The following is a 12,426-nucleotide window of genomic DNA, read 5'->3' on the forward strand; positions in this document are numbered from 1 at the left end:
TCAACGGGACCGCGACGCCATGGGCCGCCGTTCCTCCACCAGTTAGGAGACCGACCGATGGCTCACCGGATCAAGAGCGCTCTGGTAACCGCGGGTGCCTGCGCCCTCGTGCTCGGCGGTGCGGGTTTCGCCGGTGCCGACAGCGGCGCCGGGGGCGCGGCTCTCGACTCACCCGGGGTGGTGTCCGGCAACAACATCCAGATCCCGATCCAGATTCCGGTCCAGGCCTGCGGCAACACCATCAGCATCATCGGGGTGTTCAACCCCGCCGTCGGCGTCCCCTGCGGGACCGACTGACGCCGGACCGGCGCACGGCCGTCCAGGACGAGCCGCCGTCCCGGCCGGAGCCGGCCGAAGTGGCCCTCGGGATTCTCCGGGGGCCACTTCTCATGGGACGGAACGGTGGGCCTCAGCGGGAAGGAAGAGCACGGGGGCGGTACACCGGTCAGGCACCCGGGGCAGGGTGTGACAGCTGCCGCAGCAGCGTCGCGTTGTCAGGCGTACGCCGGACCTTCTCCAGCAGCGACTGCATCGTGGCCGGTCCGTCGCCGGCCTGGAGGGCGCGGCGCAGTCGACGTGTCGCCGTCAACTCGGCCGGGGAAAGCAGCAGTTCCTCCCGCCGGGTGCCGGAGGAGACGGCATCGACCGCCGGGTGGATCCGCTTGCCGGCGAGCACCCGGTCCAGGCGGAGCTCCATGTTCCCGGTGCTCTTCAACTCCTCGAAGTAGTAGTCGTCGGCGCGGGAGCCGGTCTCCACCAGGGCCGTGGCGAGGATGGTCAGCGAACCGCCCTCCTCGGCGAGCCGCGCCGCGCCGAAGAGCCGCTTGGGGCCGTGCAGCGCGGCGGCGTCGACGCCTCCGCTCAGCGTGCGGCCCCCGGATGTGGCGGCGTTGTTGTGGGCCCGGCACAGCCTGGTGAGGGAGTCGAGCAGGATGACGACGTCCTGCCCGTGCTCGACGAGTCGTTTGGCGCGCGCCACGGCCAGTTCGGCTAGGGCGATGTGTTCCTTGGCCGGACGGTCGAAGGTGGAGGCGAGTACCTCACCGCGCACCGAACGGCGCATCTCGGTGACTTCCTCCGGCCGTTCGTCGATCAGCACGACCATCAGCCGGCATTCGGGGTGGTTCTCGGCGACGGCGGCCGCGAGCTGTTGCAGCAGCACGGTCTTCCCCGTCTTCGGCGGTGCCACGATCAGCCCGCGCTGCCCCTTGCCGACCGGCGCCAGCAGGTCGACGATCCGCGGGGCCGGTCCGCCGGTGGCGCTGTCCAGGCGGATTCGGTCGCGGGGGTGCAGCGGTGTGAGGTCCCGGAAGTGCGGTCGGCCGCGCACGGCGCCCGGCCGGTGCCCGTTGACCGTCTCGGCCCGGGCGAGCGTCCGCGGGCGGTCGCAGACCCCTACGACGAAGTCGCCGGTGCGCAGGCCCGCCGCACGGATCAGCGCGGCGGGCACCCGGACGTCGCGGGGCGAGGGAAGACAGCCCTCCACACGGAGAAAGCCGGACTCCTGCCGTTCGTTCACGAGGTCCAGGACCCCGGCGGCCGTGATGACGGGTGAGGTTGCGGGCCCGGCGGCGGGCGGTGCGGTGCTGCGGGAAGGGGCGCCGGCGGTGGGCTTGCTGCGGTCGAGTTGAGTGCTGGTGGTCACGGGTGTCCTCTCGGGGACGTCGGTACAGGGCCGATGGGAAGGGAACCGGCGAGGGAGGGCGGTGGGATCACGCCCCGCGGCGGGCCGGAAGGCCCGCGGCCGGAGAGAGAAGCTGCGGCATCGCGGATGGCACGTGCCGAAAAGCGGTGCTGGATCGCCGGCCGGAACGACGGGCGTGACAGCGGGAAGAGCGATCCGCGAAGCGATGCGCAGCGGAGAAAGAGGCACCGGAGCCGGAATCGCGGCGAACACAAGTGCGTCTCTTCAGCACGGTACCACCACCGGGCGCGAGCGGTGCCGTGACGACGGAACGGATCTATGCTGAGGGCGATGTTCGCACCCCAGGGACCCACCTTCCGTGAACTCGCCGTCCAGGCGCTGCTCTCCGTCGAGCGCGGCTACGACCTGCTCGCCCCGAAGTTCGACCACACGCCGTTCCGCACCCCGGACCGGGTGCTCACGCCGGTGTCACGGGCGCTGCACGCGCTCGGCCCGTTCGACAGCGGTCTCGATCTCTGCTGCGGAACGGGCGCGGGCATGGACGTGCTGCGGCAGGTCTGCCGGGAGCGGGTCACCGGGGTCGACCTCAGTGCGGGGATGCTCTCCGTGGGCCGGGCCCGTGAGCGGGTGACCACGGCCGCACCACGGGTCGAGTGGGTGCGCGCGGATGCGCGGGCGCTCCCCTTCGGGCCGGCCTTCGACCTCGTGGTGAGCTTCGGCGCCTTCGGGCACTTCCTGCCGCGGGAGCGGCCGGGGCTGTTCGCGCAGGTCCACTCCGTGCTGCGCCCGGGTGGCCGGTTCGTCTTCCCGATCGGGGCGCCCCCCCGGCCGGGGTCGGCCGGCTACTGGATGCTGCTGGGCTTCGATGTGGTGATGCGGGTGCGCAATGCGCTGTGGCGCCCGGACTTCGTCATGTACTACCGCACGTTCCGGCTCGCCGACGTGCGCGCTGAGCTGCAGCGGGCCGGTTTCGACGTGCGGCTGCAGGCACTCCCGGAGCTCGGGCAGCGCCCCGACGGCAGCCCCCGGGCCCGGCTGGTGGTGGCCACCCGGGCCACGTGAGCGACGCCGTCATAGGGCCGAGCACCGCGTCGGCAGTCTGAACCGGCGGGGCAGGCAGCCTCCTCGTGGGCCGGGCCCCGGCCTCGTCACCAGCGGAGGGCGGTGAAGTCGATGGGCTGCGGCTGAAGTGTGCGGGTGCGGGCCGTCAGCTGCGTCAGGCGGCGGGACAACTCCTCGGCCGGGAGCCGCTTGCGGTCGCCGTGGCCGGGCAGCACCCACTCGAAGCGCAGCCGGTCGGCCGTCCGGGCCAGGGAAGCGGCCAGTTCCGTGATCGAGTACCAGGTGACGCTGGCCGCCACCTCCAGGTCGGCGGCGGTGCGCGACCAGTAGAAGCTGTCGCCGCTGAAGCAGTAGACCCCGTCGGCGAGGTAGAGCACGCTGCCCTCGGTGTGGCCGGGCAGCGGATGGGCCGTGACCCCCGGGCCGATCTCGACCGGTTCGGTGCCCCGGAGGATGTGGTCGGCGTCCGGAGCGGCATCGAGGTCGCCCTCGTGGATCCACAGCCGGGCGCCGAACCGGTCGGCGTAGCGACGGCCGTGCGCGGCGTGGTCCCGGTGGGTGAGCAGGACGTCGGTGACGGGGCCCAACGCCTCGTAGCGGCAGGCCAGTTCGTCGCTCCACCGGGGCGTGTCGATCATCATCGTGCTGCCGTCGGGACGGCCCAGCAGATAGGCGTTCGCCCCTGCCGTGTGAGGGGAGTTGTGCCCACAGAGATGGACGGTGTCGTCGAGGGCGAGGGGGAAGGGGTCGAGGTCGCGGGTGAGGCGCAGTGCGGGGTGGCGGATGGACCGGGTGTGACAGGAGAAGGCAGCCGCGTACACCTGCTGTCGCTCCGCCTCGCTGCTCGGCTGCCGGGTCACCTCCGCCTGTCCGTCCTGCTCACGGATGACATCGGGGGCCATCTGCCGGGCCACATCGCAGTTGGTGCAGCGCGCATCGACGTACCAGCCCTCGGCTGTTCGCTTCCCGGCTGCCGCCTCGGGTGTGTGGTCCTTGCTCATGACAGCTCCGTCCTTCCTGGTCCGTTGTGGGGGCCCTGTGCAGGCGTCCTGGCCAGCTTCCTGATGGGACGTCAGCACACTGCGCCGTCACCAGAAGTACCCCGCCCCACGACAAAAGCAGAAGAGGGGCAGACCTTGTGCTTTGCGGCTGGAACGTCTCTTCCGGCCGGGAAACGGACGCGCGCGACGGGGTGTTTTGTACCCCTATGAACTACCCGCTGAACGGCCTCTCGGCCCTTTGTGTGCGGGCGGGGCCGGGGCACCCTCCCCACTCCCGCCCGCACACAGGATGGCCCACAGACCTCAGACGCCCCTCTGGCACTCGGCACGCAGCCGGCGAAGCGTCGTGCGCATACCGGCGCGATTGACCGCGGCGCGCCGGACGGCCGGGGTGCCGGTGAAGAGCAGCCCCAGCAGTTCGGCGGTCCGGCGTCGCCAGCCACGGCGACGGTGGTCGATCCAGTACTCGGTGACCAGCGTGCCGCGCTCCGTCGGGGTCAGTCGGTAGCCCCAGCGTGCGATGGGCAGACCGAAGGTGGTGTTGTCGAAAGCGAACTCCCGGTCCGGTTCGGCGATGACGATCCGGCAGGTGGCGAACCAGACCCAGCAGGCCTTCCGGTTGACGCCCACGAAGCCGTCCCCGCGCGGCCACACCGCGATGACTTCCGGGCTCCACTCCGTCATCCGCCGGACATCGGCGAGGGCCGTGTAGACGGTCCGCGGCGGGACCGGGATCTCCAGGGATTCCTCCACGCTCCACACCCGGCCGGTCATCGCGTCCCCCTCCGGGGCCTCGGACCGTGTGCGCGGGCGGCGACGACCGCGGCGGCATCGCGGATGTGCTGCGCGAGGTCCGCCGTATCGGCGAGGGCGGTGAGGTGTCCGCACCGCGGCCGGATGGTGAGGCGGCCGTCGCGGCAGGCGCGGAGGAAGCGGCGTTCATGGCGGCGGAAGTGGTCACGTTCACCGTTGACCAGCCAGACCGGACCCGGGTAAGCGGAGAGCGCCGCCAGGGGGTCCAACTTCCGTACGGCCGTGACGATGGCGGGTACGGCCTCGGAGCTGAGGCCGCCCGCGATCATGGCGGCCGCCTGGGGGCGGGGCAGTGCGCGACGGAACGCGAAGGCGCTGAGCCGGTTGAACCCCTCGGGATGCCTGGCCGCCAGCCGCGCCGCGCCGCGGTAGGCAGTGCCGAACATCCCGTGTGGCGCCGCCGTACACCCCATGGCCACCACCCCGAGGACCCGGTCCGGGTGGGCGGCAGCGGTGGCGAGGGCGACATAGCCGCCCAGGGACAGCCCCACGAGCAGCGCACGGCCGCCGAGTTGGGTGAGGGCGTCGTCGACCGCCGCCACGGCGCCGGGCATGCCGAACGGCTCCCCGCGCCGTACGCCGTGACCCGGCAAGTCGGGTGCCGCCGTGGGGTGGTGAACTCCGAGGGCTTGGATCACGGGTTGCCACATCGTGCCGCTGACGCGCATGCCGTGCACGAAGACGATGGGCAGCCCGGCTTCTTTGGACTCCATGCCGGCACGCTACCGCAAATGCAACGCAACGTTGCGTTGTTTCTGCTGCTAACCTTCCCTCATGAGCGAGGAGCGGCACGGAACACGGCGCGGTGACGGCCCGCGGAAGGCGCAGGAGATCTTCGACGCCACGCTGGACCTGCTGGCGGAGAAGGGCTACGAGGGGCTGACCATCGAGGGGGTCGCCCAGCGGTCCGGCGTCAACAAGACCACGATCTACCGCTGGTGGCCGTCGAAGGGAGCGCTCCTGGGCGCCGCGCTGATCGGCGCGCGACAACTCGACTTCACCCCTCCCGACACCGGCAGCCTCACAGGCGACCTGGAGGCCCTGCTGCAGACGGTGACGACCCTCCTCACCACGCAACCGGCCTGCGGCATCGCCGTCTCCGTACTGGGCGCCGTCACCCAGAGCCCCGAACTCGCGCTCCACATAAGGGAGTTCTTCGCCGACCGGATCGCGCTGGAGCAGGCCGTCTTCGATCGCGCCGTCGCCCGCGGTGAACTCGCGGCGGACGCCGACACCATGCTGCTGGTGGATCTGCTGGCCGGGGCCACCTGGATGCGGGTCGTGCTCCGCGGGCTCCCCCTGGAGCGGGATTTCGTGGCGCGCGCCGTCGGCACCGTCCTCGATGGAGCGCGCCACCAAACCTGACGCAACCTCCGGTTCAATCCCCTTAAAGAGTCTGTTTCAGCATCAACTACAACTTTGCCAATTCTTGGTGTAGTTGAAACAGATTTCACACCAGTCTCAAACGTAACAGCGACGAACCTCACACTTGGACTCGTCGCTTCCACAAAGCTGGGCGAGAGGTAACAGCACGATGGCAAACAGCAGAATCATCCGCCACGGAAGCCGGCTGATGGCGCTGACCACGGCGTCACTGGGGCTGGTCGCGGCAATGACCGTGCCGGCCGCCGCGGAGGACGGACCCACCCGGGAGCAGCTCATAGCCGACTGCGCCTCGGGAGAAGGGAAGTGCAGTTTCAACGAGCCGAAACTCGGCGAGGCGTACCTCGGAGACTTCCGACAGGTCTCCAACTCCCTGTACAACTGCAGCACTTCGGACGCCACCCAGTCCATGGGCTGGTCCGACACCGTGGGATCCACGGACTCGGCGGGGGTCTCCGTCACGGCCGGCGGAAACATCGCCGGGCTGATCGACCTGAGCGTCACCGCGACGTACAGCCACACCTGGTCGTCGTCGCACACCGAGAACAGCTCGATGAACATGACGGTGAAGCCCGGCGAGGTGGGCTGGATCTCCCGCGCACAGGTGATGCAGACCGTCTCCGGCACCTGGCAGACGCACTACGACAACCAGAAGTGGGGTCACTACTTCTGGTACGTGCCGGACACCGTCACCGGGCCCGCGCCCAACGGGACGGACGGAAAGAGCAACGCGGTGACCGTCAAGACCCGCAAGATGACCGCCGCGGAGAAGAAGTCCTGCTCGGCGGAGAGCAATCAGGGCAAGTCGTTCATGGTCAAGCGCTGACCATGGCGTAGTCGCGTAGCTGAACGGGGGCGCGGTCCCGCTGCAACCGCACGGGCCCGCACGATCACAGCCGCCGACCACAGTGCCTCTCGGCTCCCACGAACCGGGAGGCACCCCCGGAACTGCTCCTGCGGGACGCGCACGGCGACCCCGTCATCGACGAGGACTGGGACGAGCCGCTGTTCGACATCTCGACCGCCGCCAAGCGTGCGGCCCTCATGGAGATCGTCGGCCCGTGGATCGACGGCTGCGCCAAGGCCGGTTTCGACGCCGTGGAGCCCGACAACCTCGACTCCTACGAGCGTTCCGACGGCAGGCTCACCGCCCGGCACGCCGCGGCCTTCGCCCGGCTTCTGGCGCACCGCGCCCACCAGCGTCATCTGGCCATCGCCCAGAAGAACACCGGCCGGCACCAAGGGCGCGCTCCGCAGGTACTGCTGACGGCGGCCCCGGGCCGCCGGGCCGTCGCGCCCTGTTCCACCGTTGTACCGCGGTCAGTTGAGCTCGGTCGGATCGTCGTGGGCCGGTTCGGTGCGGCGCAGGTCGGTGTCGGAGAGCGGTTCGAGTTCGCCGTGGGTGTCCAGCCAGTAGAGGAAGGCCACGGCCGGGAGGACGAGCACCGCGGCCACGACGGTGACCAGGCCGGTCCAGCGCAGGCTGCCGGGGGCACCGGCGCCCTCGGCCACGGTCAGCGACGTGGGGACGAGGTAGGGGCGTTGGGCGGCGCCCCAGGCGATGACCGCCGCCGCGACGACGCCGACGGCGGTGACCCGGGACCAGGCGCCGGAGCGGCGCAGCAGCAGCCATCCGGTGGCGACGGAGCAGACGCCGGCCAGGATGACGAGGCCGAGGCCGACGCCGTGGGTGAGCCCGTGCCAGACGTGCGGGGCATCGGTCCGGGTCACGGTCAGCATGACGGCCGCCAGGACGGCGAGGGCGACGATGCTGCCCAGTGCCCGCCGCCGGAAGTAGCCCACCAGGTCCGGTGCGCCGAAGCGGACGGCGTCGCGGGCCAGGAACACGGCGCCGAGGAAGGCCGTCACCACGACGGCGATCAGCCCGAAGAGGACGGAGGTCGGATTGGACCAGGCGTGGGCCGAGGCCTCCGTTCCCGGGACCGCCCGGCCCGAGGCGATGCCGCCGACGGCCGCGCCGAGGAAGAACGGGGTGAGGAGCGAGGAGAGGGCGAAGGCGGCGCCGTAGAGGCGGCGGCCGGCGATCCGGCGGATGGGTTTGCGCAGCGCGAAGCCGGCACCGCGCAGGACCAGGCCGATGGCGGCCAGCGCCAGCGGCAGCCACATCGCGGAGAACACCGTCTGGAAGAGCGTCGGGAAGCCGGTCCACATGATGACGAAGACGAAGACCAGCCAGACGTTGTTGACCTCCCATACGGGAGCCATGGCGTGGTCGATCAGCCACCTGGGGCGCGCGCCGCGCCCGGCGCCACCGGCCGTCAGGTCCCAGAACCCGGCTCCGTAGTCGGTGCCTCCGGCGCAGGCGTAGGCGGCCACGGCGAGCAGCAGCACCACGGCGATGACGTCGGCGATCACGGCCGGCCGTCCTCGGCCGGGCCGGGCCCGGTGCCGTCGGCGGGTACCCGCGCGCGGGGCCCGTACGGGGTTTCGGCCTCCGGTTCCTCGGTCCGCTCCCCCGCCGACCGGCGGGCGTCCGCGAGCCGCCAGCGCGTACGCATCTTCAGCAGCACGGCGAGCAGCGAGCCGAAGATGAACGCGTACACCACGACGACCAGGCCCAGCATGATCCAGAGGCTGGTGGAGCGGGTCGGGGTCACCGCCTCGGCGATGCGCATGTGCCCGTAGACGATCCAGGGCTGGCGCCCCACTTCGGCCGTGACCCAGCCGCATTCGACGGCGACGACGGAGGCGACGCCGGCGCAGGCCGCGGCGCGGAAGAACCACGGTGAGGCGGGCAGCCGGTGCCGCCGCAGCCGGCACCAGCCGTACCAGAGGGCGAGCAGGATCAGCAGGGAGCCGATCACCACCATCAGGTCGAACGCCCAGTGGGTGATGGTGGCTTGGGTGGCCGTCGGCCGGTCGGCGGCGGGGACGGAGGTCAGTCCGGTCACCTTGGTGCCGGGGGTGAACCCGGCGAGGATGGAGTCGAATTGGGGGATTCTGATGCCGCCGGAGACGGTGCCGTCCGGGTGCAGGCGCCCGAAGATGTACTCGGGTACATGGGTGTCGGTCCGCCAGACGATTTCCGTCGCGGCGAACTTCACCGGCTGCTTGTGGAAGACCGACCGGGCGATCGAGTCCCCCAGCAGGAACTGCACCGGGGTGAACACCGCGGCAAGGGTGAAGGGAAGGGTGAAGCCGAGCCGGTGGTAGCGGTCGCGGCGGCCGCGCAGCCAGCCGACGGCGTAGACACCGGCGACGGTGTAGCCCGCGGTGAGCAGCATGGCGACGACGAAGTGCCAGTACTGCGGCCCGAACATCGGGGTGAAGATCGCCGACCAGATGTGCACGTCCTGCGGGGTGCCGCCGGCGTCGAGGGTGAATCCCCGGGGCGTGTTCATCCACGAGTTGGCGGCCAGGATGCCGAACGCGCCGAGCAGGGCGGCGGCGGGCAACGGCAGGCCGAGCAGGAAGTGGGTGCGCGGCTTCAGCCTCCGCCAGCCGTAGAGGTAGATGGCGATGAGCACCGCTTCGAGGAAGAAGGCCCAGGCCTCCACCCCGAATCCGATGCCGAAGACGCCGCCCCACTTGCCCATCAGGCCCGGCCAGAGCAGTCCGAACTCGAAGGACAGCACGGTGCCGGTGACCACACCGACCGCGAACTGCACCGCCATCACCGCCGACCAGCGCCGGGCGAGGAGCAGTGCGACGGGGTCGTTGCGGCGGAGGCCGCGATAGTGCATCACCAGTGTGAGCAGCGGGAGTGCCACCCCGAACGGCACCAGGATGATGTGGGAGGCCAGGGTGAAGGCCATCAGCTGGCGGGCCGGGAGCAGTTGGGCCGGGGCGTCCGCCAGCAGGATGACCGTGGTGTGCATGGCTCTGTGCCTTCGCTGGTCGGGACGTTCAGGAGCGCGCCGGCCTCGGCGTCCACGCCTGCCCGCCTCCCCGGTGCACGGCCCCGGCCCTGCGGAGCACCGCACCGGTCGCGCCGGCTCGTCACACAACCACCGGGGGGCGCGGGGCGGCACGCACCGTGCGTCCGGGTTGCGCCGTTGCGCCGATGTTCTTCGCCCGGTCGGCCCAGCCGGCGGCCCGGCGCACCTCAGGGCGGTCCGGCGCCGGGCGGCCGGCGGGCGCACGGGCCACGGGACCGCGGACAGCGCTGGAGGGGCCCGGCGGCCCCACACCACCGAACCCCTCCGCCGGGAGACCCGCCGGTCTCCCTCGCGCCATTCAGCTCCTTGTCGCCCCCCCTACGCCGTCTCGTGACCGGCGTTGCCGTTGATCTTCTCGATCGCCTGCCGGGCCTGTTCCTGCGGGGAGCGGGCGGGCAGCGGCGACACCGTCGTGGACGCCACGGCGGGCTGGGCCCGTTCCTGCGGCATGGCCTTGGCATGGGCCGCGGGCGGCCGGATGCGCAACCGCTGGCTGGCGGCCTCGTCCAGCGTCACCGGGCGTTTGAAGCGGGCAGCCAGCCGTGCGGCGTCCTGACCGAGCGCGGCGACGTCCTCCCACTGCAGACGCACCACCAGAGAGAGTTCGGCGTCTCCGTCCGGCAATGCCTGCAGCTGCGGGATACCCGGGTCAGTCATGCTGCCTCCTCACATCGTGGACCGGTGCCCAGGGGCACGGATATGGAGAGATACGCAGCGGCGCCCGCTGCCGTTCACCTCCGTCCGTGGAAATGACGGGACGGGGCGGGCCCGGGTGGGCCCGGGTGGGCCCGGCATGCGGAGGTGCGGATTCCGTAGGGCACGATGGGGGTGGAACGGTGAGCGGGTGATGCCAGTGATGACTCTGCAGCGGCTTCTCGGCTCCGTCGGGCCGGCCGTGCTGTCGGGGGTGTGCGCCCCTGGGGGCACCGCGGTCCCGGTGGGAGATGTGGTGATCGCCGAGCCGGACGGTGGCTTCGATCTGCGGCCGGGCGATGTCGTCCTCGGCGTGAATATCACGGAGCGCTCACAGGCCCTGCGGCTGTTGTCGTTGTGCGCCGGTCGGTCGGCCGGCGCACTGCTGCTCAAGGCGCCGGCCGTGGTCGACGCATCGGTGGTCACGGCCGCGGGCGCCGCGGGGCTCCCGCTGGTGCGGGTCGAGCAGCAGGCCGGCTGGGCGCAGGTCGTGTCGCTGCTGCGGGCGGTGCTCGACAGCGAGGGGTACGCGGACTCCGGCAGCGGGACGGCCGGCGCCGAGGCGGGTGATCTCTTCGGGCTGGCCGATGCGATCGCCGCCGTGATCGACGCACCGGTCACCATCGAGGACCGCAGCTCCCGGGTGCTGGCCTACTCCGCGCGGCAGGAGCGCGGCGACGAGGCGCGGGTCGCCACGATCATGGGGCGGCATGTCCCCGACGAGGTGAACGCCCAGTTCCGGCGGTACGGCGTCTTCCACAAGATCGCCAAGGACACCGGACCCATCTACGTACCCGCGGTGGTCGAGGGGACCAAGCCACGGCTGGTGATGCCGGTGCACGCCGGCGGGGATGTGCTCGGCTCGATCTGGGCCATCGTGCCGGGTCCGGTACCCGCCGAGCGGGCCGCGGCATTCGCCGACACCGCCGCGACCGCCGCCCTGCATCTGCTGCGGCGACGGGCCGGTGCGGATGTGGAACGGCTGGTGCTGACCGACATGGTCGCCACGGTGCTGCACGGACAGGAGGGAGCGGCCGACGCGGCGCGGCGTCTGGGCCTCACGACCGGGCCCTGGCGGGTGATCGCCGTGGGGGTACGCTCCGAGGACGACGACGAGGCGGAGCGCCAGCGGCTGACTGTATGGGAGCGCATGTCCCGGTTCCGTGGCAGTCGTCTGCGGTCACCCGCGGCGGTCGTCGGCGGGGTGGTCTACGGGATCGTTCCGGCGGAGAGGGTAGCCGCCGGTGCCGACGACGGTCCTGGATGGCTGGAGACGCTCCAGGGCTCCATCGGAATGCCCGCTCCGCTCGTCGCGGTCGGTGGACTCGCGGCGTCGGTCCCCGGGCTGGCCCGGTCGCGTGAGCAGGCCGACGACACGCTCGATCTGCTCCGGACCGGCCTGATATCGCGCGACCGGGCCGTGCACGACGAGGTGTGGGCCACGGTCGTGCTGCGCCATGTCGCCCGGTCCGCCGCGGCGGCACGGATCGCGGCCATCGGGCCGCTTCAGCAGTTGGTGGACCGCGACCGTGCGCACGGCACGCACTGTGTGCCGACGCTGCACGCCTGGCTGGAGGAACGGGGCGATCCACGGGCCGCCGCCGCCCGGCTGCACATCCACCCCAACACGCTCCGGCACCGGCTGCGCCGGCTTCAGGAGGTCGTGGCCCTGCCGCTGGACGACCCGGAAGTCCGCACCGCCCTGCTGCTCCAGCTCACCGCCCGCCGGTACGGCGCGGAGGGCGGCCCGGACGGCGCGCAGGGCAGCCCGGTCGGCGGGGAGAGTGCTTCCGGGTGAGCGGTTCCGGGCCACTGCCTGGTATGTCGCTTTGACGGTTTTGCGTCTTGGTGTGTCGGGATAGCTGTATGCCGTCGTCCCGCATGTCGCCTTTCCCCTCCCCCTCTCGCCCGCCCTCTCCCCTGTCGCCCG

The 12,426-nt window shown here is 71.6% G+C and carries 12 protein-coding genes and 1 pseudogene; 6 read left to right on the forward strand and 7 right to left on the reverse strand.

Features of this window, described 5'->3' with window-relative positions; all coding sequences use genetic code 11:
- The first annotated feature begins 57 nt into the window (after positions 1–57).
- On the forward strand, positions 58–297 hold the full coding sequence (locus ACFW5B_RS03150; RefSeq protein WP_386432355.1) for a chaplin: 240 nt from the start codon (positions 58–60) through the stop codon (positions 295–297).
- A 148-nt stretch (positions 298–445) separates the two neighbouring features.
- Here the strand turns inward: ACFW5B_RS03150 and rho are convergent, their stop codons facing one another.
- Positions 446–1,546, reverse strand: a complete 1,101-nt coding sequence (rho, locus tag ACFW5B_RS03155; RefSeq protein ID WP_386432493.1) for a transcription termination factor Rho — start codon at positions 1,544–1,546, stop codon at positions 446–448.
- Positions 1,547–1,975: 429 nt separating this feature from the next.
- Between rho and ACFW5B_RS03160 the strand changes: the two genes are divergently transcribed.
- Positions 1,976–2,707 carry a class I SAM-dependent methyltransferase gene (locus ACFW5B_RS03160; protein ID WP_386432358.1) on the forward strand — a complete coding sequence of 244 codons (732 nt, stop codon included), beginning with the start codon at positions 1,976–1,978 and terminating at the stop codon, positions 2,705–2,707.
- A gap of 86 nt (positions 2,708–2,793) precedes the next feature.
- Here ACFW5B_RS03160 and ACFW5B_RS03165 read toward each other — a convergent pair whose 3' ends face one another.
- The 3 genes from ACFW5B_RS03165 to ACFW5B_RS03175 all read right to left on the reverse strand — a co-directional run bounded on the left by ACFW5B_RS03165 (position 2,794) and on the right by ACFW5B_RS03175 (position 5,234).
- Complete coding sequence (locus ACFW5B_RS03165; protein WP_386432361.1) at positions 2,794–3,708, reverse strand: MBL fold metallo-hydrolase; 915 nt, start codon at positions 3,706–3,708, stop codon at positions 2,794–2,796.
- 303 nt (positions 3,709–4,011) lie between these two features.
- Positions 4,012–4,482, reverse strand: a complete 471-nt coding sequence (locus tag ACFW5B_RS03170; protein ID WP_386432364.1) for an SRPBCC family protein — start codon at positions 4,480–4,482, stop codon at positions 4,012–4,014.
- Positions 4,479–5,234, reverse strand: a complete 756-nt coding sequence (locus ACFW5B_RS03175) for an alpha/beta fold hydrolase (RefSeq protein ID WP_386432367.1) — start codon at positions 5,232–5,234, stop codon at positions 4,479–4,481. Before ACFW5B_RS03175 ends, ACFW5B_RS03170 begins: the two co-directional genes overlap by 4 nt.
- 61 nt (positions 5,235–5,295) lie before the next feature.
- Between ACFW5B_RS03175 and ACFW5B_RS03180 the strand changes: the two genes are divergently transcribed.
- From ACFW5B_RS03180 to ACFW5B_RS03190, 3 genes and pseudogenes are all read left to right on the forward strand, one after another.
- On the forward strand, positions 5,296–5,886 hold the full coding sequence (locus ACFW5B_RS03180; protein WP_386432370.1) for a TetR/AcrR family transcriptional regulator: 591 nt from the start codon (positions 5,296–5,298) through the stop codon (positions 5,884–5,886).
- Between the two features lie 169 nt (positions 5,887–6,055).
- Positions 6,056–6,730, forward strand: a complete 675-nt coding sequence (locus tag ACFW5B_RS03185) for a hypothetical protein (protein WP_386432373.1) — start codon at positions 6,056–6,058, stop codon at positions 6,728–6,730.
- Positions 6,731–6,846: 116 nt separating this feature from the next.
- A pseudogene (locus tag ACFW5B_RS03190) lies at positions 6,847–7,134 on the forward strand (endo alpha-1,4 polygalactosaminidase); the annotation flags it as partial.
- 90 nt (positions 7,135–7,224) lie between these two features.
- Here the strand turns inward: ACFW5B_RS03190 and ACFW5B_RS03195 are convergent.
- The 3 genes from ACFW5B_RS03195 to ACFW5B_RS03205 all read right to left on the reverse strand — a co-directional run bounded on the left by ACFW5B_RS03195 (position 7,225) and on the right by ACFW5B_RS03205 (position 10,460).
- Positions 7,225–8,280: a cytochrome d ubiquinol oxidase subunit II gene (locus tag ACFW5B_RS03195; protein ID WP_386432375.1), complete on the reverse strand. Its 1,056-nt coding sequence runs from the start codon at positions 8,278–8,280 to the stop codon at positions 7,225–7,227.
- The gene (locus ACFW5B_RS03200; RefSeq protein ID WP_386432378.1) at positions 8,277–9,743 is read right to left on the reverse strand and encodes a cytochrome ubiquinol oxidase subunit I; all 1,467 of its coding nucleotides are present in this window, start codon (positions 9,741–9,743) and stop codon (positions 8,277–8,279) included. Before ACFW5B_RS03200 ends, ACFW5B_RS03195 begins: the two co-directional genes overlap by 4 nt.
- Positions 9,744–10,121: 378 nt before the next feature.
- Positions 10,122–10,460, reverse strand: coding sequence for a hypothetical protein (locus tag ACFW5B_RS03205; protein ID WP_386432381.1), 339 nt, complete (start codon positions 10,458–10,460; stop codon positions 10,122–10,124).
- Positions 10,461–10,659: 199 nt separating this feature from the next.
- On the opposite strand from ACFW5B_RS03205, the gene ACFW5B_RS03210 reads away from it, so the two are divergent.
- Positions 10,660–12,294 (forward strand): PucR family transcriptional regulator, encoded by a 1,635-nt coding sequence (locus tag ACFW5B_RS03210; RefSeq protein ID WP_386432384.1) that lies wholly within the window; start codon positions 10,660–10,662, stop codon positions 12,292–12,294.
- Positions 12,295–12,426: the final 132 nt, after the last annotated feature.

This window comes from Streptomyces sp. NPDC058773 (genome assembly GCF_042746015.1).
In the GTDB taxonomy this organism is placed as follows: domain Bacteria; phylum Actinomycetota; class Actinomycetes; order Streptomycetales; family Streptomycetaceae; genus Streptomyces.